Source organism: Faecalibacterium sp. Marseille-Q4164 (assembly GCF_017377545.1).
Lineage (GTDB): Bacteria > Bacillota > Clostridia > Oscillospirales > Ruminococcaceae > Faecalibacterium > Faecalibacterium duncaniae.
Window position 1 is genome coordinate 1 of sequence record NZ_JAFREJ010000026.1, and the last position, 20,573, is coordinate 20,573.

The following is a 20,573-nucleotide window of genomic DNA, read 5'->3' on the forward strand; positions in this document are numbered from 1 at the left end:
TTTTGCTATATCTAACAGTCTGTTGTACAAAGAAGATTTTGCATGGATGAAAAAAACAAACCTTGTTGAGGTTAAATTGAGGCTGACTTTGTATTGTATAGACATAAGATGAAAAAAGTCAGGTGATGTGCGATGGGAAAACGTAAGATATTTAAAATTGTTTTTGCTATACTGTCAATTTTTTTATGTGTGGTTTTTTATGAATTGCTCGGAATCTGCGTTGCATATAAAAAGCAGCCGGAAGTGTCCAATACAACCAAAAAAGAAACAAAAAATGGGTCATGGAACGAATGCAGTGAAAATACAGAACGGGCAGTAATCATAGAAAAGAATCCAGAAGCGCTTTTACAAAGAGTGCGTTTGATCAAGAATGCAAAAAAGGAAATTATTCTTTCTACTTTTGCATTTCAATCCGATGAAAGTGGAAAATTGATCTTAGGAGCACTGCATGATGCGGCAGACAGAGGTGTACATATTCGTCTGTTAGTAGATGGAATGGAGAGCTGGATTGATATGGAAGGAAATCCGTATTTCTATGGATTATCTTCCCATGAGAATGTTGAAATTAAACTGTATAATAAGGCCAATCCGTTGAAACCATGGAAGATGATGGGGAGAATGCATGATAAATATTTGATTGCAGATGGTAAGACATATATTCTTGGTGGAAGAAATACATACAATTATTTCTTGGGTGATTTTCTGGGACATAAGAACTATGACAGAGATGTGTTAGTGGTTTGCGATGAACCTGAGAAAGAAAATTCAGTTAATCAGTTGTTAGAGTATTTTGAAACGATATGGGAACAAGAAGACAGTGGTTATTTTCATGACAATAAAAAACTGGCAAATAGAAAATCTGTAAAGAACGCAGTTTTAGAGCTGCAGAACGGCTATCAGAAATATTTTGAAGAGAATAAGGAAAGAATCTGCGATACCGATTACACGGACGAAACTTTTGAGACAGAAAAGATTGCATTAGTGTCAAATCCTATCCACACAGGTCCCAAGGAACCAGTAGTCTGGTATCAACTGGGAGAACTAATGAAAAATGCAAAAGAGCGCGTGAAAATTCATACACCATATATTATCTGCAATGATATGATGTCTAATACATGGAAAGAGATTGCGGAGAGAGTTCCGGATTTTTCTATCATGACCAATTCGGTTGCCAACAATGGAAATCCATTTGGAGCTGCCGATTATGCGAAAAACAGAAATAGAATCTTAAGTACAGGAATTAATATCTGGGAATATGAAGGCGGTTATTCATACCACGGAAAAAGTATTCTGATTGACGATGATCTGTCTGTAATCGGTTCCTTTAATATGGACATGAGAAGTGCATATCTGGATACGGAACTGATGCTTGTAATTCGCAGTAAAGATATTAATAAACAGTTGGAAGAGGGCATGATGGAATATGAAAGAGTGTCCCGCCAGGTATTGGAAGATGGAACCTATCGTGATCCATATCATGTAGAGCCAATCGAATTAACAAAGAAACGTCAGAGAAAAATATTTTTGGTACAGCATCTGCTTGGATGGGCAAGGTATCTGTTTTAATAAGGAGGAAGGAAAACGTGTTTCAAATATTGATTGTAGAAGATGATAAAGAATTAAGCCAGCTATTCCAAAAAGTGCTTGAGAAGAATGGATATCAAGTCAAAAGTGCATCGGATGGAGCACAGGCATTAGAAGTATTGGTTAAGGAATATATTGATCTGATCATTTCTGATATTATGATGCCGGTTATGGATGGTTATGAACTGGTGTCGGAACTCCGTTCAGCAGGATATCAGATACCTGTACTTATGATCACTGCGAAAGGTTCCTTTGATGATATGCGCCAGGGATTTCTTTCGGGAAGTGACGATTATATGGTAAAACCGGTAAATGTGAATGAAATGGTTTTAAGAGTCGGAGCACTGCTTCGCCGTGCACAGATACTGAATGAACACAAAATTGTGATCGGTTCAACAGAGTTTGATTATGATGCAATGACGGTTACAACTGATAAGGAAAGTCTTGTTTTGCCTAAAAAAGAATTCCTGCTTTTATATAAGCTTGCAGCTTCGCCAGGCAGAATATTTACAAAACAACAGTTGATGGATGAAGTATGGGGATACGAGACGGAGGCAGACCCACATACGATAGAGGTACATATAGGAAGAATCAGGGAGCGTTTGAAAGATAACCCTGATTTTGAAATCGTAACAATGCGTGGAATTGGATACAAGGTGGTGAAAAAATAATGGAACAAAAGAAAGAAAAAGGATTGCGAATCCGATCCTGTCTGACTGGTGCAATCTGGCTGGCACTTGTATTTTCAACAGTCATATCTGCGTTATTATTTGCTTTTTTGAATCATTTTTTTAATCTGCCGGGCAGCATACCTGTGCTTGGCTGGCTTTTGATTTTCGATACATTGATTGCAGGGCTGATCACTTCCTTTATTAATGCAAAGTTACTGGAACCAATTACAAGACTTAGTAAAGCAATGAAGGAAGTTTCTCGGGGAGATTTTGAACAGCATTTGGAAACGAACAGCCGTATAGCAGAAGTTGGAGAATCTTATCAAAGTTTTAACGTTATGACAAAAGAACTTCGTGCAACAGAGGTGCTGCAGATGGATTTTGTATCTGATGTTTCTCATGAGTTTAAGACCCCGATTAATGCCATTGAAGGATATACAATGCTGCTTCAGGGAGAAGAACTGTCTCCGGATCAAGAGGAATATGTAGAAAAAATCTTATTTAACACCCAAAGACTTTCCGGATTGGTTGGTAATATTTTGCTGTTATCCAAGTTAGAGAATCAGAATATACCAATGAAAAAAACAGAATATCGTCTGGATGAACAGATCCGCCAGGCAGTTCTTTCATTGGAAACAAAATGGACAGAAAAAGAAATTGGTTTTCAGGTAGAATTGGAGGAAGTTAAATATACTGCGAATGAAGGACTTTTTATGCATATCTGGATAAATCTTTTAGATAATGCGATTAAGTTCAGCCCTTCAAAGGGGACAATTACGATGTTTCTGAAACAAGAACAGGATTCTGTTAAGTTCATTCTGGAAGATGAAGGACCAGGAATAGAGGATGATGTAAAATCCAGAATATTTGACAAGTTCTATCAGGTAGATGGATCTCATAAAGCAGAAGGAAATGGCCTAGGTCTTGCACTTGTAAAACGGATTGTAGATAGTGCCGGAGGAACAATCAAAGCAGAAAACCGTGAATATGGTGGATGCAGATTTGTTATAGAGCTGCCAAAGCAGAAAGATGAGATTATCTAGTTTTAAGATAAATTAGAAGATGGGAGAATTTATATGACATTTTATCAGGAGTTGCAGTTAAATCAGGCAGGTTCTAAAAACCTGTTGAAAAAGAGTGAAACACTAAAAGAAAAACTATATCATATGTGGGTATATCTGGTGAAGATAGCTGCTACAATGGCATTTTGTTTTTTCTTTGTTAGTATTTTCAGCATCCTATTTGGAAATGAGAACAGCATTGTAGGTGTAGTAGTCTTATTATGTCTCATGGTGTTTAGGAATGCGGATCTGGGGATCCACACCGGACAATCTACGATGCTTTTGGCTTTGTTCTTTGTAATTATGACTGTATGTCCGCATTTAGCAAATCAGTTTTCACCGGTATTGGGAATGCTGTTAAATATTGCGGCACTGGCTGTGTTGATTCTGTTCGGATGCCATAATCCATCCATGTTTAATCAATCTACACTGGTTCTTGGGTATCTGCTGCTATATGGTTATGATGTTACGGGAAAAAGCTATCAGATGCGATTAGTCGGAATGGCTTTAGGTGCAGCACTTACCTGCTTCGTATTTTATCGAAATCATAAAAACAGAACTTATAAAAGAAATCTGAAAGATCTGATACAAGAATTTGATATCACTTCTTCCAGAACAAAATGGCAGCTATGTCAGATTTTATGCGTACCGATTGTCCTTTGCATTGCAGAACTTTGTAATATGCCACGTGCAATGTGGGCTGGTATTGCGGCCATGTCCGTGATTTTGCCGTCTATGGAAGATATGCACTACAGAGTCCGTAAAAGGATTGTCGGAAATATTGCAGGTGTTATATGTTTTACAGTATTATATTTTCTGCTTCCTTCGTCAATCTATGCATATATAGGAATTCTTGGTGGAATCGGTGTAGGATTTTCAGCACAATATGGCTGGCAGGCAGTATTTAACACATTTGGTGCTTTAGCCATTGCTGCAGAGACATATGGACTACAAGGAGCGGTTAGTCTTAGAGTGAGTCAAAATGTTTTTGGTGTTGTGTTTGCTTTAGCATTTTGTGTTATATTTTATTGGTTTATGCCTAAAAAAAAGGAAAGTGAGGTGACCGTACATGCAGAGTGAAGTGAATCAGGAAGAAAATTTGAATAGAATTATTACGGTTCCTAATCTTCTTTCTTTTTTCGGCTTTGTCTGATTCCGGTAATTATATGGAGTTATTGTGTAAAGAAAAATCCTCTGTTAGCTGGTGAAATCTTATTGCTGTCTGGTCTTACGGATCTTGCTGATGGATATATCGCAAGCGCTGATTGTCAAGGTAGTTGTCAGTAAAAATTTATATTCTTGTTTCGACAGGTTATCAGATATTGTTCTGTACCTGACGTGAGTATCAATGAATACCCCATTTTTATTGACAATCACGTCAGGCACAGAGCTTTTATCTGAGCATGTCCATTTGAATCATCAGATTTTTATGAAACAGCTGTCTCCTCAACAGCAGTTTCTGCTTCTTCGCTTATTTTCTCCGGATTCAGATACACTGTGTCCGGAAGGCTCCAGTCACGGGTCAAACGTCCGTTCCAACGCTCGGGATGCTCTGTTTTGGCTGCTTCATAAACTTCCTTGCGTTTGGCAAGTATCTTGTCAGATAAACCACTGCGGCGCTGATATGGGGTAAGAAACTTTAATCCACTATGATGATGGTCATGGTTATACCACTTTACAAACAGACTTACCCATTCCCTTGCTTCTTCCAGTGTTGCAAACCCTTTAGGCTGATAATTCGGACGGTATTTTAATGTTTTAAAGAGACTTTCCGCATATGGATTATCATTGCTTACACGCGGTCTGCTGTTTGAAGGTGTTATGCCAAGCTGATACAGCGTTGCAAGCATCGTTGCACCTTTCATGGGAGAACCATTATCAGAATGTAATACTAATGGCTCTGTAGTAAGGCGTCCCTGCTTTAAACAAATCCTTTTGATCAGGCTGCTGGCATAATCGGCATTTTCTGCCTCATAGACCTCCCAGCCCACGATACTCCGGTCATAGAGATCCGAAAAAAGATACAGATAGTAAAACATTCCTTTATGTGGGCCATTCAGATACGTAATATCCCACATATACACCTGATTGGGTGCTGTTGCACTGTATGTAGACGGACGGTTATGCTTTGGTGCTTCACTGCGTCCACGATGGTTCAACATTTTTTCTTCCCGTAAAACACGGTAAAAGGTTGATTCAGAGGCGATATAGATGCCTTCATCGGCTAGTGTTGGAACGATCTCACATGGCGCCATGCTGGCGTATTCAGGCTTGTTACAGATATTTATGATTTCCTTTCGGGTTTCTGTCGGGATCTTATTTGCCGGCTCTGAATGATCCGCTGTGGGACGTCCATCTTCATAGGAATTTATATCTGATTTCCTTTTTTTCCAGCGGTAAAAAGTCCTTTCTGTAATTCCGAGACGGTAACAGGCTTTTTTGCAGGATGCACCAGATGCAATAGCTTCATTGATTAGCAGTACAGCATTTTCGCGGTCTGAGGCGCTAATCATTCGTCCTCGGGATCCCCCCAGATCGCATTTGCTTTTTTTGACAATACAAGTAAAGCTGCAGCTTCGGCAAGAGCTTTTTCCTTGCGTTGTAATTCCTTTTCAAGTTTTCTGCGTTCTTTTTCAGAATCCTTGAGTTCCCGGTTTAGTCGGGAGGCCTCTTTAGCGATGCCGCCATTTGCATTCATGCAGGCATCTTTCCAAGCCTTAATCTGCTCAACATAAAGTCCTTTTTTACGGGCATATTCAGCAAGTTCCGTTTCATTCATGCTCGCTGTTTCAACAACAACTAAGAATTTATCCTGTGTGCTCCAATTGTCTGGGATGGCATCTGTACCAGGAGTGGCATAGCCTTCCTTTCTGGCTTTGTCCCGCCAGTTACGCAATGTCTGTTCGGAAATACCTTCTTCTCTGGAAATTTTTGTAATGGATTCATTGTTTGGTGGAAGCATCCTCCTGAGGAGTGCATCCTTTAACTCTGGACTATAGTTCATAATGAAAGCTCCCTTCCTGCGATAGCTCTATACTACCACAAATGTAATTATCTTTCACTGACAACTATCCTAACACACAGGGCAAGAAGATTCCATAGGATTAGTAATTTAGGAAAAATACTTGATCAGGTGGCTGATAAGCTGACACAGGCAGCGATGTTAATCTGTCTGTTTACTCGTTTTCCGCATGTGCTTCTTTTAATCGTAATAATGGCAGGTAAGGAGCTGTATATGGTAGTCAGTGGATGTCTTGTGATACAAAAGACAGGAAAAGTACATGGTGCAGACTGGCATGGAAAGATAGTAACCTTTTTATTATATGGAACTGCAGCGGTGCATATTATATGGTTCCACATTACACCGATGGTATCAGATCTGTTGATTGGTTTGTGCGCTATAATGATGGTCATATCGGTCGCTCTGTATATTATCCAGAATACCAGGACTCTTAAGGAAGAGACTGTATAAGCAATTTTATATGCGATACAGTTTCTTTTGTCAGGAAATTTCGGAGCAATTTTAACCGTTCTTTGTTCATCGGTTGCAGGACTTCCGGTGCCATTTGCACCAGTACATTTACTCTTCATTAATCTTTTGACGGATAGTCTTCCGGCAATTGCGTTAGGCTTAGAGCCGGATAGAAGTGAAGTGATGAGTGAAAAACCGAGATTGGCAGATGAGTCGATATTGACAAAAGATTTTCTTAGCAAAATCGGTCTGGAAGGTTTGGTAATTGGAGCAATGACAATGATCAGTTTTTTGACAGGATACAACCAGAATGGTACATTGCTTGGAAGCACGTATGCTTTTGGAACTCTTTGTCTGGCACGTTTGTTTCATGGATATAATTGCAAATCAGATCATCCGGTCATTTTTACAAAAGGTCTCTTTCATAACAAGTGGCTTCAGGGAGCATTTGTGTTAGGTGCAGTACTCATTACAACAGTACTGACGGTTCCTGGTTTCCATAACTTATTCAAAGTGGAAACGTTGAATCTGATGCAGCTTGGATGTGTATATTTATATGCTTTTGCAAGCCTTCTGATTATTCAATTACTTAAGTGTATACGTATGAAACTAAGAAAAAGAGGGGAAAGATAGTGGATTTAAGTAGATGTTCTATGAAAAAAATTCGAGAACTGATTGTGTTTACGGCATTTCTTGTAGTTGCTTTGTGGAAATTCGATGTGGTGATTGAAGTGCTGAAGTCAATATGGAAAATTGTGTTTCCTTTTGCGCTTGGTGGTGCAATTGCCTTTGTGATTAATGTACCAATGAGTTTCCTAGAAAAGAAAATGCTCGGAAAGATAAAAGAAAATAATAAAATAGGAAAAAAAGCTGCGAGACCGATAAGCCTGCTTCTTACAATTATATTGGTAGCAGGTGTCACTATATTGGTAATGTTTGGTGTGATTCCACAGCTTACACAGACCATGGGAAATCTGATGACGAGTATTTCAGATTTTATTCCACAGATGCAAAACTGGATTCGAGAATTTTCACATGATAATCAGGATATTATGAAATTGGTAGATCAGCTACAGTTTCAGCCTGATCAGGCAATTAAATGGGGAATAAGTCTTCTTGGAAACGGAGTCGGAAATATGATGAATACGACGATGTCAGCAGTAGGTTCCATTGCCAGTGGATTAGCGACCTTTTTTATTTCGTTTTCCTTTGCATGCTATATTCTTTTTCAGAAGGAAAAATTACATTTACAGGTAAGAAAAGTGATTTTCGCTTTTATTCCAAAACAAAAAGCAGATGCAATTCTTAACATATGTTCGCTGACATATCGGACATTTGCAAATTTTCTTGCAGGGCAGTGTCTGGAAGCAGTAATTCTCGGAATGATGTTTGTTATCACGCTAAGTATTTTAAAAATGCCATATGCACTTTTAATTGGAATTTTGATCGCGTTTACCGCATTGGTTCCTATCTTTGGAGCCTTTATTGGCTGTGCCGTGGGAAGTTTTCTGATCTTTATGGTAAATCCAAAACAGGCAGTTTTATTTATTATAGTTTTTCTGCTTTTGCAGCAGATAGAAGGTAATCTGATCTATCCTCATGTGGTTGGCGGATCAGTAGGACTTCCATCAATTTGGGTACTGGCGGCAGTTACAATCGGCGGAAATCTTATGGGAATTATAGGTATGCTGATTTTCATTCCACTTGTATCGGTATTTTATACTATATTCCGGGAGTTCGTATATCTGCGCCTAAAAAAACAACATATAAAACGAGTAACGAGAACGGATGTGGAAGAGTATGCGGAGGAGGAAATTGCGTCATCCTTTATTGTGCCGAATGAAAAATAATGATTTGATACAAATATAAATGAAGTGTAATGCCGATTATTAAGACGTTATAAAAATAGATTACGAAGGAAGAAGATATTATGAAGAAAATAGGAATCATGACAGACAGCCACAGTGGAATTTTGAGTGAAGAAGCGCAGAGACTCGGAATTAAGGTACTACCGATGCCTTTTTATATCGGAGAGAAAGTGTATCGTGAAGGAGTAGATCTTTCCAGAGATGAATTTTATGATATGCTTCGAAAGGGCGTAGATGTATCTACATCTCAGCCGTCACCAACAGAAGTTATGGATATGTGGAAAGAGATGCTGAAAGAATATGAGGAGATTGTTTATATTCCTCTTAGCAGTGCTTTAAGCGGGTCCTGTATGACAGCAGAAGCCATGGCAAATGAAGATGAATTTGCCGGTAAGGTGTTTGTCGTAGATAACGGTCGTGTGGCAACCCCGATGCATCGTTCTGTTCTTGATGCAGTAGAAATGGCAAAAGAAGGATACAGTGTAGTCGAAATCAAGAAAATTCTTGAAGAAACCAGAGAAAAAATGACAATTTATATCGGGCTCAGCACACTGAAATATCTCAAAAAAGGAGGAAGAGTCAGCTCTGTGACAGCTTTGGCAGCAGATGTCCTGAATATCAAACCTGTTATGCATTTCAGCACAGGAAAGCTTGATATCTACCAGAAATGCCGTGGTATGAAGAAATCACGTAAAGTTATGATCGATGCAATGAAGCATGAGCTGGAAACGAATTTCCGAGAAGAATATGCTGCTGGTAAAGTGTACCTGATGGCGGCGTCCAGCAGTACCGATGAAGTGACAGAAGAATGGGTAAACCAGATTAAAGAAAGTTTCCCGGGAATGGAAGTCATGTGTGATAAACTTTCCTTCGGTTTGTCCTGTCATATCGGTCCGGATGGACTGGGAATCGGATGCACCTGTAAGCCAGTGTAAAAAACTGCTCCGGAGAAGATAAAATAAAAGATTAGGGTGTCAAAAGGTTTATAGCCTTTGATATAAATTTGTACCTTGAAAACTTAACACGATATGTAAAAACATTGGAATATTTAGGAGAAGATAGATATACAGTGGCTTTCTATGACAGAAAACCACTAAAATGATGCTTAACTGAATGGCATTGCTTTATCACCACTTTGAAAATGGTTGTTTTATGGCGGATAGTCAGACAGTTTTGGATATAAGAGATGATCTGGGAGCAACCATGAATGAATGCAGGGAAGTGACCGAAAAGTACCGCACAGGACGGAGTGCATATTTACGGCTCGAACAGTTGTTTATGCGATTGTTTGCAGGATTATTATAGCAGAAAGAAGAGGTGTTCGATATGTGTACAGCAGCAACTTACAAAACAAAAGATTTTTATATGGGCAGAACGCTTGATTATGAATTTTCCTATGGGGAACAGATCACGATAACGCCAAGAAATTACGAATTTGATTTCCGGTTTGCCGGGAAGATAAAAAGCCATTATGCTTTGATCGGAATGGCATTTGTTGCAGAAGGTTATCCGCTTTATTATGATGCTGTTAATGAAAAAGGCCTTGGAATGGCAGGTCTTAATTTTGTCGGCAATGCGGCATATGAAGAGGCTTTGCCGGAAGATGAAACAGAAGTCAGCCAGGTGGCACAGTTCGAGTTCATCCCATGGATCCTTACACAGTGTGCTACTGTAGCAGAGGCGAGAGAGAAGCTGGCAGCAATGAGACTGACAGGTACAGCATTCAGTGAACAGCTGCCGACAGCACAGCTTCACTGGATCATTGCAGACAAAGACTCCTGTATCGTTGTTGAGTCTATGAAAGATGGGCTGCATGTATATGATAATCCGGTAGGAGTGCTTACCAATAATCCACCATTCCCGAGTCAGATGTTTGCACTGAATAATTATGCCGGAGTATCCAGAAAACAGCCGGAGAGTACTTTTGCAGGAGTATTACAGCTTGATGCATATAGCAGAGGAATGGGTGGAATGGGAATACCTGGAGATCTTTCCAGCCAGTCAAGATTTGTGAAAGTTGCCTTTACAAAATTAAATTCGATCTCCGGTGAAGAAGAGGATGAGAGTGTAAGTCAGTTCTTCCATATCTTAGGATCCGTAGATCAGCAGCGTGGATGCTGTGAGGTGACAGAAGGCAAATATGAGATCACGATATACACGTCCTGTTGTAATACAGCAAAAGGTATTTACTATTATACGACTTATGATAATCATCAGATCACAGCGGTTGACATGCATGCGGAAAATCTGGATTCAGATCAGCTGATCTGTTATCCGCTTCTGTCCAAGGGCGAAGTCAGATGGCAGAATAAATAATACGAAAATGCACGGAGAAAGCATAACGCAGAACAACAGGAGGACAATATCGAGATTGTATGGAATGCAGATGTTAGGTTGATAATTGTGCAAGCACCGCCTGCACAATTTGTGCAACAAAAAAGAGGAGCCAGTCCAGACTCCTCAAAGGTACGTTATTTCAAAAAGTTGCTCTTGTGTTCCAGCGCGTGCAGATTATAGCCAAGTGTAGCCAGGTGCGCTACCTTCAGCGCAACCAGATTGATGTCGGTGGACATCGCACTGGCGATCTGCTCGGCTGTGTATCCATACTCATAGATGTAACGAAGGACTTCATCGCTGTCCATCAGAATCTCTGCTGCTACGATGTTCGCTTCATATTCCGGTTTGGATTTCATATCGTAGAGCATGAACTCATGAATCGGGGTGGTTTTCGCCATATTCCGGTGAAGCTGATCATGCCCTAATTCATGTGCGCACACGATGCGCAGCATATTTTCATCCAGACTGTTATTCAGGAAAATAAAGCGATTTCGCTTAATCACCCGGTACATTCCCTTCAGGGAACCGAAATTTTCGCAAAGCATGACATTGATACCAAGCTGCCTTGCAATTTCAAAAGGGTCTCTGGAACCGCAGCGTTTTACCAGTTTCTCACCGACCCGTGAAAGCTGTTCCGCATTCATCATACCACCTCCAGTTTACAGTATAGCGAAAAGTGTGTACGATAAATATCACTGGTCGGTTTTTTTACGCCTCGTTTTCGGGGCGTATTTTTTATTGTTCTCTTTGGCAATCCAGTAGGCATCGGTCAGAGCTTTATATGCTCCTTCGATGGCATCCTCGCTTAATTCGCCGCCAGCGAACATACCGGTCACTTCGCTGACCAGTTCTTCAATATCTTTCGCTGCTTTTGCGCCGCCTTTTTCATGGGCTTCTACAACATAGGTGCCGCTGCTTCCCAGCAGATACTCAGTAGTAGTATTCAGCGCATCCGCGATCTTCTGGATCGTAACCATATTGGATGGTTTACGGCTGCCAAGCTCATAATTCTGAATTGTGCGGGCGGTTACACCGGCCTTCTCTGCAAGTTCTACCTGAGTTAAATTGGCTTCTGTTCTTTTTTCTTTCAACCTTTCTTTGAAGACCATAGGAATACCTCTTTCTTTTTTGATTACGAACACGAACACTTTTTCATAAAAATCTATTGACACGAAAAGCTGTGCTTGCTATAATGACGATGGAAACACGAAATACAATTCGTGTAATTATAGTATCACAAGAAATGCTGTGTGTCAATGCGTTCGTGAAAAGTTGTTCGTGCTTTCACGAACGGAGAGGAGGAATACGGGATGCAAAGGGTGATTCTTCATTGTGATATGAATAACTTCTATGCCTCTGTCGAGTGTATGCTGAACCCGGAACTGAAGAACAAGCCAGTGGCAGTGTGCGGTTCTGTGGAGGAACGGCATGGCATCGTACTTGCGAAGAACTATGCAGCAAAGGCGTTTGGCGTTTCCACGGGAGAGGCAATCTGGCAAGCAAAGCAGAAGTGCCAGGATCTTGTGATCGTGGAGCCGCACTATGAGCAATATATGAAGTTTTCAAAGCTGGCTCGTGGGATATACGGTCGCTATACCGATCAGATCGAGCCGTATGGGATGGACGAATGCTGGCTGGATGTGACCGGAAGCGGCTGCATGGGAACCGGATTTGAAATCGCAGATGAGATTCGCAGAACGGTTAAGTTTGAATTGGGACTTACGATTTCCGCAGGAGTGAGCTTCAATAAGATTTTTGCCAAGCTTGGGTCGGATATGAAAAAGCCGGATGCGATTACCTGCATCGAAGCAGATTCGTTCCAGGAGAAGATTTGGTGTCTTCCCGCCTCTGACTTGCTTGGAGTCGGCAGAGCGACCGAGAAGGTTCTGTCCGGTTATGGGATTCATACCATTGGAGAGCTTGCTGCAACATCGGATGATTTCTTGAAGTGCCGCCTTGGAAAGAATGGACTGGCGATTAAGAAATATGCCAATGGACTGGATGATTCGCCGGTTATGCGTTCCGATTATGTCTCCCCAGTAAAGAGCATTGGGCACGGGATAACGACCATGCAGGATTTGGAGAATAACGCCGAAGTCTGGTGTGTCATGCTGGAGCTGGTGCAGGAGATTGGAACCAAGCTGCGAACACATAAGAAGAAAGCGGGCGGAATTGCGATTTCCATCCGCAACAATGAGCTTTTCACGAAGGAGTGGCAGTGCCGGATTAGTATTCCGACACAAAGCCCCACCTATCTGGCGAAAACCGCATTTGTTCTGTTTGATAAGAATTATCAGTGGGAACACCCGATTCGTTCGGTGACAGTTCGGGCAATCAACCTGTTTGAAGAGGATTGTCCGATACAATACGACCTATTCACCGATATGAAATCACTGGATCGCCAGGAAAGGCTGGACGCAGCGATTGAGCAGATTCGATTCCGATTCGGGAAAGATGCGATTAAAAATGGGGTACTTTTTCAGAAAAGCAAGATGCCGACAGAGCGAAAAGTGGATTTGGTCATGCCGACAGGAATGATTGGTTAATACAGCACCGGTAGAATCTGGTGAGTTCTTTGCTAAAAGAAGTCAACACATTCGCCGGTTTACAGAGGAGGAGCGTAGAATATGTCGGAACAGAAATGTAGAAAAGTATATGTACCTGTGAATTTGGATGTGGATGCGGAGGGAAATATCCGTCCGCGTCTGATTCGGTGGATTGACGGACGGGTGTATGAGATCGACCGATTGAAGCATAAGTGCCGGGCTGCTTCCACGAAGGTAGGTGGCTGCGGAATCCGCTATACGGTCATGATCGGTGGGCATGAGAGTTTCCTGTACAACGAAGATGAAAAATGGTTCGTTGAAGCAAAGGAGCCGTGCCTATGATCCTTTCGCAGAAAAACATAGAAGAAATCGCTGTTGCAGTGATAAGAGATTTTCAAAAGTCCTTTTTCGGCAGCGAAGCAGATGATCCGGCAAGATTCGCACTTCCGACACCCATTGACCAGTTTGCATCCGATTATCTGAACCTGAAGGTGTCATTTCAAAAGTTGTCCTCGGACGGAAGCATCTATGGTCTGACCGCGTATGTGGATACAGAATATCAGATAGAGGTTGATGGAAGTCAGAGGAGCATCTTCCTGAAAACCAATGATGTGGTTCTGGACAAGAGTTTCATTGAACCAGCGAATATTCGGAAACTTTGCGGAAAACGCAGATTTACGCTGGCACATGAGTGCGCTCACCAGATACTGTTTCAGCTGGATTCCGATGACCGAAAGATAGCCTGCCATAAGAGACCGCAAGTGCGAGGAAATGGCTCTCGCGTCCTGAGAACGCAGGAGGATTGGAACGAATGGCAGGCCAATACGCTGGGAGCTGCGATTCTGATGCCTCAGTCAGAGGTGGATCGGGCGATGTGGTTCATTAACAGCAGAAAGCCTCTGACCTGTTATGGATGGCGTTTTTATGACAAAGACCAGGTGAAGATAGATACTTTCTGTAGTGTCTTTGGCGTTTCGAGATCGGCAGCTGCTATCCGCTTGGAACAACTGGGCTATCTGAACCGGCAAAAGGATTATGAATATCGTGATCCATTGGAGGTGTGGCCATGAGCAGGAATATCAGAGTATCGGAACCATCTGCGGAAATGCAGATTAAAATCATCCGGGCAAAGGATGCGATTGCTTCGCAAAAGCCCAGGATTGTCAGGTGCCCTTATTGCCGACACAATTCAATCATCGTCTTTGAGGATACCAGAGGACATGTGCAGACCAAATGCAAGGTCTGCGGACGCGAGACCGTCTTCAATGTTTTGGAGATGAGAAGATTACGGAGATTGCAGCTCTACTATTCGTCTTTGAATGGTTGAGATGACAATAAATAACCCTATTAACACAATTTTATAAGTCATAGCTGTGCTGTGGAGCCGCTGACAGGCGAAGTCTTCCGAATGCCGCATGAGACAGAATTATGGGATACCCATGTTCTGTTTTATCGGCACAGGATTTTTCTTCACCGTCATGCGGCTCTTTTTTTGACCTTCCGTCGATCCGGTTCTGTACCGGCTGTGCGGAAGGAGAAACGTATGTATTACGATCAGCATGTGTGTGGAGCAAGAATTCAGGAATTGCGCAAATCAAAAGGGTATACGCAGGAGGCCCTGGCTGAGGCGATTGATATTGATGCAAAACGCATTTCCAAAATTGAGCGCGGAGTAATATCGGCATCTTATAATGACATGATTCTGTTTTCGGAATTCTTTGGAGTAACGCTGGATTATCTGATCATTGGCAAGAGACAGGATGTGGATGCGTTGAAAAAGAGAGTGCAGGATGCCATTACGCAGCTTCAGGAAGCACTGATGTGAACTCGCAAAATTAGGTGGGCAAAGTCGCAGTTTCCGGCGTGTTATGTAAAACCGCATTCTTTTATACTTACTTTACAGCTAAGGCAACAAGGCTGATGAACTATGAAAATTGAATACTCATTCTCCAAGTACATTACTGACAGAACGAGCCTTCGACTGCACGCCATGATGCCCAACAGGGGCGAAGCGGAATCGCAGCAGCAAATGTCGGATTGCAACCGACGGTGGTGTAAAAGCCTGTCAGGGACAATGATACTTCCGTAATTCGCGGTCCGGCCATAAAGAAGGCGGGATGGTTAAATTCCAATGGAGCAGTGAAGCACACTGCCGCTTGTGAGAAATCCCCGATCTCTGGGGTGCCAAGAAAAAGTACAGAGAAACCATATTTTAAGAAAGGCTGTCAGAATAAAGCATTTGTATCATTTTCTGCCAGCTTTTATCCATAGATGATTATGGGATTGGAGGCAACCAGATGAAAGAAAACTGGGTTTACCGGCGAGGAGATATTTACCTTGCCAATCTTGGTGTTCCGATAGGATCAAAGCAGGGCGGTGTTCGTCCGGTAGTGGTTCTTCAGAACGATGTCGGCAACTTTTATTCGCCGACGATTACGGTTGCTCCTCTGACAACGAAGATACAAAAGAAAAGAAACCAGCCGACACATTATTTTCTTCGGAAGGCAAAAGGGCTGGCAAGATCTTCGATGGTATTGGCGGAGCAGCTTGATACATGTGATAAGACCTGTGTGATTCGGTATCTCGGCAAGGTAAGCAAGGGACAGATGCGCGGAATTGATGAAGCTGTGAAAGTGCAGCTTGGATATTATATTCCGGAACAGGCAGAGAAAAAAAGGCAAGGCAAATGCCGAAAGGAAGTGAATTTTGATGGTGGATAAATTGATTAAGCGTAAAGAAGCCGCTGAGATGTTGGGGATTAGCCTGGACACCTTGGATCATGCAAGAATGGAAGGGTTGATCACTTACGTTCAGTATGTTGAGAATGGCTGTGTTTATTTTACTGAAGTTGGACTTCAGGAGTATATTGCAAGGTCTACACACCGTGCAAGGCCGAAGGATAACAATCCGACTTTCCGAAAGAAGAGAACAGTCAGGAGCGAAATTCGACATCGTTGAGCATTGGCAGGTTATTCGCAATAATGAATATATCAGCTAAAAGTTTGGAGGTGTCGAAGATGGCAAGAAAAAGATATGCGATTCCTCAGTACGGAACCGTCATCATGGCGGGTAAGGAATATTACCGAACTCGAATTGAGGATGCTGATGGAAAGCGGGTGGCGTTGTATGGCAGAACCCGTGAAGAACTATATGATAAGGTGCTCGAAGCGAGAGAGCAGATTGAGGATAATACATTTCGCAGATCATCCCCCACAGTAAAGGAGTATTGCGAAAAGTGGCTGTTGTTACAATCCGCACAGGTAAGAGCCACTACTTTGACGGATTACACATCGAAAGTAAACCGGCATATTATAAAGCCTCTGGGTCATATGAATATAGCAGATGTTACAGCAGATGATATTCGTCTGGCACTGGTTCCGGTATCCAAAAAATCAGCGTCTGTGTACAAATCGGTTAATATACTTTATAAGAGCATTTTTGCGGCGGCAAAAGAAAGCAAAGTGATTCAGGACAATCCTACAATTTATTTGTCTGGAAAGAACGGGGGCGTTCCTCAAAAAGAGAAAAACCCTTTGACTGATGATCAGGTGGAGAGATTGCTGGATGCGATAAGAGGATTACCACCGTATGTATTTGTGATGCTTGGTTTGTATGCGGGGCTTCGGCGAGAAGAAATTCTTGCATTGCAGTGGGATTCAGTTTTTCTGGATGAAGCAGCACCGTATTTGACAGTGTGCAGAGCTTGGCATACAGAGCACAATCGACCGGTAATAATGTCTGAACTGAAAACAAAGGCTGCTCATCGAGATGTACCGCTTCCTGATTGCCTGGCGAAATGCCTGAGAGAAGCAAAGGAGAATTCCACATCAGACTATGTTGTTGCGAACAGCGAGGGCGAACCGCTTTCATATACGCAGTTTAAGAGGCTCTGGCAGTATATTGTGACCAGAACTGTAAAGGAACGGAGCTACTACCGTTATGAGAATGGAAAACGAGTGAAGCATACGGTGAAACCGGTGCTGGGCGAAAGAGCTGCGCATAATGGAAAGGTGGTTTATAGCTTAGACTTTGAAGTGACACCACATTTGCTGCGGCATACTTATATTACAAATCTTATTCACGCATCGGTTGATCCTAAAACAGTTCAATATCTTGCCGGTCATGAGAACAGCAAGATAACGATGGACATTTATGCAAAGGCAAAGTATAACCGGCCTGATGAACTGGCGGGCATATTAGAGGATACCTTTACACTGTGGGATGCAGAATAGGCCAGACAGTTTCATGAATGAGATCAAAAAGAGTAGGGATAATCCCTGCTCTTTTTACATATAGCCGACATCCTTGAGAACCGGAGCAGCATTCTGGATAATTAAAGAGCAAAGATCAATTTGAATATATCAAGAAAATGGAGGGAGCAATAATGGCAAGAAAAAAAGTAGTGCCGGAATATGGAACAATTATGAAGAGGGGCGTTCAATATTACAGAACACGAATGCAGGATGCGGATGGAAAATGGATTTCGCTATATGCACAGACTCCTGAAGAGCTGTATGATAAATCCATTGAGATGAAGCGCAGTATTGAGGATGAAATATTCCGAAAGAATAATCCGACAGTAGCTGAGTATTGTGAAAAATGGTTGAAGATGCGCTCGGCGAGTGTGCGAGAAAACACATTGAGTGGATATGAGCGCACGATAAGAAAATACATTATTGGAGCTATTGGAGATATGTATATGGACGAAGTGACGACCGATGACCTTCGCTTGCTGCTGGTGCCAATCTCCAAGCAATCAGCTTCCCTGTACAGCAAAATGAATATGCTGATCAAATGTGTTTTCTATTCAGCAGAAGAAAGCAAAATCATCAGTTATAATCCGGCTGCGTCGCTTTCTGCAAAAGGCGGAACACCAAAGCAGGAAAAGAAGGCATTGACGGATGAGCAGGTGAAAATTCTTCTGGATACAATCAGGGGATTACCACCGTATGTTTTCGTAATGATTGGGTTGTACGCAGGGTTGCGGCGAGAAGAAATTCTTGCACTGCGATGGGATTGTGTTTTCCTGGACGGAGCCACTCCATATATCTCGGTACGGCGAGCATGGCGTTCTGTGAATAATCGTCCGGTAATTTCAACAGAATTAAAAACGCCAGCAGCTAAAAGGGACATTCCTATTCCGGGCAAGTTGGTGGAATGTTTGAAAGAGGCAAAAGAAAAGTCAAAATCGGAATATGTGATCTCTGACAGGAATGGTGACGCTCTGGCTGAATCTCAGTTCGTGAGGGTGTGGAAGTACATAGCAGTTCGTTCTACGGAAGAACGCTGCTATTACACCTATGTGAATGGGCAGAAGATTAAGCATGTGGTAAAGCCGAAGCTTGGTGAGCATCAGCCGAACAATCCGAAGTTGGTATATACGATGGATTTTCAAGTGACACCGCATCAATTACGTCACACTTATATCACGAACCTGATTTATGCTTCGGTTGATCCTAAAACCGTACAGTATCTTGCCGGACATGAAAACAGCAAGGTGACTATGGACATTTACGCTAAAGTCAAGTATAATAAACCTGCCCAATTACATGGGGTGATCAACAGAGCAATCGACACATCAAAAAAAGATTAGGGTTAAAATCCGACAAAAGCTCACAAAATTGTGGGTTTAAGAACTGGTGGACGAAGAGCAAAAGGCTTGAAAAACCGCGTAATATCAAGCAAAATCGAGCTTCGGTTTCGTGAAATACGGTCTCAAAGCAGCTCGTCGCGCACCTCAGTTCAGCAAGAGATAATCGACTGCTCAGACTATATCAAAATGGTTCAAAAACCCCGGAAAATCAAGGTTTTCCGGGGTTTTCTTATACCTAAACGGGCTGATATAGTTTGACTTGATTTGACCAAACGAGAGCCGTTTTCACCCAATTTTTAGTGGTTAAATATAGGACAACCGGCAAAAATGGGGTCAAAAAACGGCCTTAGTGGTTAAAAAATAGGACAACCAGAGAGCAATTTCGGGGGCATTTTTGAGGATGATTTGGCACTCTCAGACACCGGATTTTTCGCTGGAGGGTTTGGCGTAATCTGACCAAATCTGAACAATTAAATACGATTCTAATGCAGGCACTCAGTAACAAATAACTGGGTGCTTTTTTTTGTTTCAGAGATTCCGGCATTAGAAAAGGCCGTCACTTTATGATTTTGAAGTGGCGGCTTTTTCTATTTCCAGAAACAACAGCAACAATCAGAAATGAGGTGAAGTCATGAACACACAAATCATCGCCATCGCCAACCAGAAAGGCGGCGTTGGCAAAACAACAACCTGTGCGAACTTGGGAATAGGTCTGGCACAGGCCGGAAAGAAAGTGCTTCTGATCGACGGGGACCCACAAGGAAGCCTGACAATTAGCTTGGGAAATCCGCAACCGGACAAGCTGCCATTTACACTGTCGGATGCAATGGGCAAAATTCTGATGGATCAGCCTATACGCCCCGGAGAAGGTATTCTGCATCATGCAGAAGGCGTTGACCTGATGCCTGCGGATATTCAGCTTTCCGGTATGGAGGTTTCTCTGGTAAACGCCATGAGCCGTGAAACGGTTTTACGGCAATATCTGGACACACTGAAGGGACAATATTCCCATATCCTGATTGACTGTCAGCCCTCGTTGGGGATGCTTACGGTCAATGCGCTGGCGGCTGCGAACAGGATCATAATTCCCGTTCAGGCAGAGTATCTGCCCGCCAAAGGACTGGAACAGCTTTTATCTACGGTCAGCAAGGTAAAGCGGCAGATCAATCCAAAGCTCCAGATTGACGGTATCCTGCTGACGATGGTGGATAACCGCACCAACTTTGCCAAAGAGATTGCTGCTTTGCTGCGGGAGACCTATGGCAGCAAGATCAAAGTATTCGGCACAGAGATCCCCCATTCTGTCCGGGCAAAGGAAATCAGCGCAGAGGGAAAAAGTATTTTCGCCCATGACCCTGGCGGCAAGGTGGCAGAGGGGTATCGAAATCTGACGAAGACTAACTATTAAAAGTCAAGCCCTAAAATGAAAAAATCCGCCAAC

Annotated in this window: 20 protein-coding genes and 3 pseudogenes; 20 read left to right on the forward strand and 3 right to left on the reverse strand. The window is 42.3% G+C overall.

All coding sequences use genetic code 11. The features are described from left to right. Nucleotides 1-132 precede the first annotated feature (132 nt). From J3352_RS13475 to J3352_RS13495, 5 genes and pseudogenes are all read left to right on the forward strand, one after another. The gene (locus tag J3352_RS13475; RefSeq protein ID WP_117526384.1) at nucleotides 133-1,566 is read left to right on the forward strand and encodes a phospholipase D family protein; all 1,434 of its coding nucleotides are present in this window, start codon (nucleotides 133-135) and stop codon (nucleotides 1,564-1,566) included. Then, nucleotides 1,545-2,255: a response regulator transcription factor gene (locus tag J3352_RS13480; protein WP_005946428.1), complete on the forward strand. Its 711-nt coding sequence runs from the start codon at nucleotides 1,545-1,547 to the stop codon at nucleotides 2,253-2,255. The genes J3352_RS13475 and J3352_RS13480 overlap by 22 nt, the downstream gene beginning before the upstream one ends. Continuing rightward, the gene (locus J3352_RS13485; protein WP_156066567.1) at nucleotides 2,255-3,298 is read left to right on the forward strand and encodes a HAMP domain-containing sensor histidine kinase; all 1,044 of its coding nucleotides are present in this window, start codon (nucleotides 2,255-2,257) and stop codon (nucleotides 3,296-3,298) included. Before J3352_RS13480 ends, J3352_RS13485 begins: the two co-directional genes overlap by 1 nt. Nucleotides 3,299-3,331: 33 nt before the next feature. After that, entirely contained in the window at nucleotides 3,332-4,396 is a 1,065-nt protein-coding gene (locus J3352_RS13490) for an FUSC family protein (protein WP_117929845.1), read from the forward strand. Next, nucleotides 4,386-4,573: pseudogene (locus tag J3352_RS13495) on the forward strand (CDP-alcohol phosphatidyltransferase family protein); the annotation flags it as partial. The gene J3352_RS13490 and the pseudogene J3352_RS13495, both read left to right, overlap by 11 nt. Before the next feature lie 170 nt (nucleotides 4,574-4,743). On the opposite strand, the gene J3352_RS13500 reads toward J3352_RS13495, so the two are convergent. Next, nucleotides 4,744-6,323 (reverse strand): IS3 family transposase gene (locus J3352_RS13500; RefSeq protein ID WP_370569107.1). Its coding sequence is split into 2 segments (ribosomal slippage): nucleotides 4,744-5,858 and nucleotides 5,858-6,323, totalling 1,581 coding nucleotides; the frame shifts between segments, so codons are not numbered across the junction. Between the two features lie 78 nt (nucleotides 6,324-6,401). Between J3352_RS13500 and J3352_RS13505 the strand changes: the two are divergent. From J3352_RS13505 to bsh, 6 genes and pseudogenes are all read left to right on the forward strand, one after another. Further along, a pseudogene (locus J3352_RS13505) lies at nucleotides 6,402-6,788 on the forward strand (CDP-alcohol phosphatidyltransferase family protein); the annotation flags it as partial. Nucleotides 6,789-6,815: 27 nt separating this feature from the next. Continuing rightward, nucleotides 6,816-7,421: a cation-translocating P-type ATPase gene (locus J3352_RS13510; protein WP_255466232.1), complete on the forward strand. Its 606-nt coding sequence runs from the start codon at nucleotides 6,816-6,818 to the stop codon at nucleotides 7,419-7,421. Next, nucleotides 7,421-8,638 (forward strand): AI-2E family transporter, encoded by a 1,218-nt coding sequence (locus J3352_RS13515; protein ID WP_243023587.1) that lies wholly within the window; start codon nucleotides 7,421-7,423, stop codon nucleotides 8,636-8,638. Before J3352_RS13510 ends, J3352_RS13515 begins: the two co-directional genes overlap by 1 nt. An 80-nt stretch (nucleotides 8,639-8,718) precedes the next feature. Further along, nucleotides 8,719-9,591 carry a DegV family protein gene (locus tag J3352_RS13520; RefSeq protein ID WP_008396538.1) on the forward strand — a complete coding sequence of 291 codons (873 nt, stop codon included), beginning with the start codon at nucleotides 8,719-8,721 and terminating at the stop codon, nucleotides 9,589-9,591. 187 nt (nucleotides 9,592-9,778) lie between these two features. Continuing rightward, nucleotides 9,779-9,961, forward strand: a pseudogene (locus J3352_RS14545) (hypothetical protein); the annotation flags it as partial. 21 nt (nucleotides 9,962-9,982) lie between these two features. Further along, nucleotides 9,983-10,972, forward strand: a complete 990-nt coding sequence (bsh, locus tag J3352_RS13530; RefSeq protein WP_008396540.1) for a choloylglycine hydrolase — start codon at nucleotides 9,983-9,985, stop codon at nucleotides 10,970-10,972. Nucleotides 10,973-11,127: 155 nt separating this feature from the next. Here bsh and J3352_RS13535 read toward each other — a convergent pair whose 3' ends face one another. Together J3352_RS13535 and J3352_RS13540 are read right to left on the reverse strand one after the other, a co-directional pair. After that, nucleotides 11,128-11,640, reverse strand: a complete 513-nt coding sequence (locus J3352_RS13535; RefSeq protein ID WP_008396542.1) for an ImmA/IrrE family metallo-endopeptidase — start codon at nucleotides 11,638-11,640, stop codon at nucleotides 11,128-11,130. 45 nt (nucleotides 11,641-11,685) lie between these two features. Next, nucleotides 11,686-12,102: a helix-turn-helix domain-containing protein gene (locus J3352_RS13540; protein WP_181985606.1), complete on the reverse strand. Its 417-nt coding sequence runs from the start codon at nucleotides 12,100-12,102 to the stop codon at nucleotides 11,686-11,688. Between the two features lie 201 nt (nucleotides 12,103-12,303). On the opposite strand from J3352_RS13540, the gene J3352_RS13545 reads away from it, so the two are divergent. From J3352_RS13545 to J3352_RS13585, 9 genes are all read left to right on the forward strand, one after another. Continuing rightward, entirely contained in the window at nucleotides 12,304-13,539 is a 1,236-nt protein-coding gene (locus J3352_RS13545; protein ID WP_207700518.1) for a DNA polymerase IV, read from the forward strand. Nucleotides 13,540-13,620: 81 nt separating this feature from the next. Continuing rightward, nucleotides 13,621-13,881 (forward strand): hypothetical protein, encoded by a 261-nt coding sequence (locus J3352_RS13550; protein WP_013274265.1) that lies wholly within the window; start codon nucleotides 13,621-13,623, stop codon nucleotides 13,879-13,881. Then, on the forward strand, nucleotides 13,878-14,609 hold the full coding sequence (locus tag J3352_RS13555; protein WP_207700519.1) for an ImmA/IrrE family metallo-endopeptidase: 732 nt from the start codon (nucleotides 13,878-13,880) through the stop codon (nucleotides 14,607-14,609). The genes J3352_RS13550 and J3352_RS13555 overlap by 4 nt, the downstream gene beginning before the upstream one ends. A gap of 473 nt (nucleotides 14,610-15,082) precedes the next feature. After that, nucleotides 15,083-15,364: a helix-turn-helix domain-containing protein gene (locus J3352_RS13560; protein WP_013274263.1), complete on the forward strand. Its 282-nt coding sequence runs from the start codon at nucleotides 15,083-15,085 to the stop codon at nucleotides 15,362-15,364. A gap of 472 nt (nucleotides 15,365-15,836) precedes the next feature. Continuing rightward, the gene (locus tag J3352_RS13565) at nucleotides 15,837-16,259 is read left to right on the forward strand and encodes a type II toxin-antitoxin system PemK/MazF family toxin (RefSeq protein WP_117965625.1); all 423 of its coding nucleotides are present in this window, start codon (nucleotides 15,837-15,839) and stop codon (nucleotides 16,257-16,259) included. Next, complete coding sequence (locus tag J3352_RS13570) at nucleotides 16,252-16,497, forward strand: DNA-binding protein (protein ID WP_117966290.1); 246 nt, start codon at nucleotides 16,252-16,254, stop codon at nucleotides 16,495-16,497. The genes J3352_RS13565 and J3352_RS13570 overlap by 8 nt, the downstream gene beginning before the upstream one ends. A 59-nt stretch (nucleotides 16,498-16,556) precedes the next feature. Next, a complete protein-coding gene (locus J3352_RS13575) occupies nucleotides 16,557-17,771 on the forward strand; it encodes a site-specific integrase (protein WP_013274260.1) in 1,215 nt (404 codons plus the stop codon). 152 nt (nucleotides 17,772-17,923) lie between these two features. Continuing rightward, nucleotides 17,924-19,132, forward strand: coding sequence for a site-specific integrase (locus J3352_RS13580; protein WP_207700520.1), 1,209 nt, complete (start codon nucleotides 17,924-17,926; stop codon nucleotides 19,130-19,132). Between the two features lie 631 nt (nucleotides 19,133-19,763). Further along, nucleotides 19,764-20,540 (forward strand): ParA family protein, encoded by a 777-nt coding sequence (locus J3352_RS13585; protein WP_156067571.1) that lies wholly within the window; start codon nucleotides 19,764-19,766, stop codon nucleotides 20,538-20,540. Nucleotides 20,541-20,573: the final 33 nt, after the last annotated feature.

Coding starts and splice junctions, on each gene's coding strand:
- J3352_RS13545 (WP_207700518.1), top strand. CDS start 12,304: ATGCAAAGGGTGATTCTTCATTGTGATATGAATAACTTCTATGCCTCT.
- J3352_RS13540 (WP_181985606.1), bottom strand. CDS start 12,102: ATGGTCTTCAAAGAAAGGTTGAAAGAAAAAAGAACAGAAGCCAATTTA.
- J3352_RS13490 (WP_117929845.1), top strand. CDS start 3,332: ATGACATTTTATCAGGAGTTGCAGTTAAATCAGGCAGGTTCTAAAAAC.
- bsh (WP_008396540.1), top strand. CDS start 9,983: ATGTGTACAGCAGCAACTTACAAAACAAAAGATTTTTATATGGGCAGA.
- J3352_RS13585 (WP_156067571.1), top strand. CDS start 19,764: ATGAACACACAAATCATCGCCATCGCCAACCAGAAAGGCGGCGTTGGC.
- J3352_RS13580 (WP_207700520.1), top strand. CDS start 17,924: ATGGCAAGAAAAAAAGTAGTGCCGGAATATGGAACAATTATGAAGAGG.
- J3352_RS13485 (WP_156066567.1), top strand. CDS start 2,255: ATGGAACAAAAGAAAGAAAAAGGATTGCGAATCCGATCCTGTCTGACT.
- J3352_RS13550 (WP_013274265.1), top strand. CDS start 13,621: ATGTCGGAACAGAAATGTAGAAAAGTATATGTACCTGTGAATTTGGAT.
- J3352_RS13535 (WP_008396542.1), bottom strand. CDS start 11,640: ATGATGAATGCGGAACAGCTTTCACGGGTCGGTGAGAAACTGGTAAAA.
- J3352_RS13560 (WP_013274263.1), top strand. CDS start 15,083: ATGTATTACGATCAGCATGTGTGTGGAGCAAGAATTCAGGAATTGCGC.
- J3352_RS13565 (WP_117965625.1), top strand. CDS start 15,837: ATGAAAGAAAACTGGGTTTACCGGCGAGGAGATATTTACCTTGCCAAT.
- J3352_RS13520 (WP_008396538.1), top strand. CDS start 8,719: ATGAAGAAAATAGGAATCATGACAGACAGCCACAGTGGAATTTTGAGT.
- J3352_RS13475 (WP_117526384.1), top strand. CDS start 133: ATGGGAAAACGTAAGATATTTAAAATTGTTTTTGCTATACTGTCAATT.
- J3352_RS13480 (WP_005946428.1), top strand. CDS start 1,545: ATGGGCAAGGTATCTGTTTTAATAAGGAGGAAGGAAAACGTGTTTCAA.
- J3352_RS13555 (WP_207700519.1), top strand. CDS start 13,878: ATGATCCTTTCGCAGAAAAACATAGAAGAAATCGCTGTTGCAGTGATA.
- J3352_RS13575 (WP_013274260.1), top strand. CDS start 16,557: ATGGCAAGAAAAAGATATGCGATTCCTCAGTACGGAACCGTCATCATG.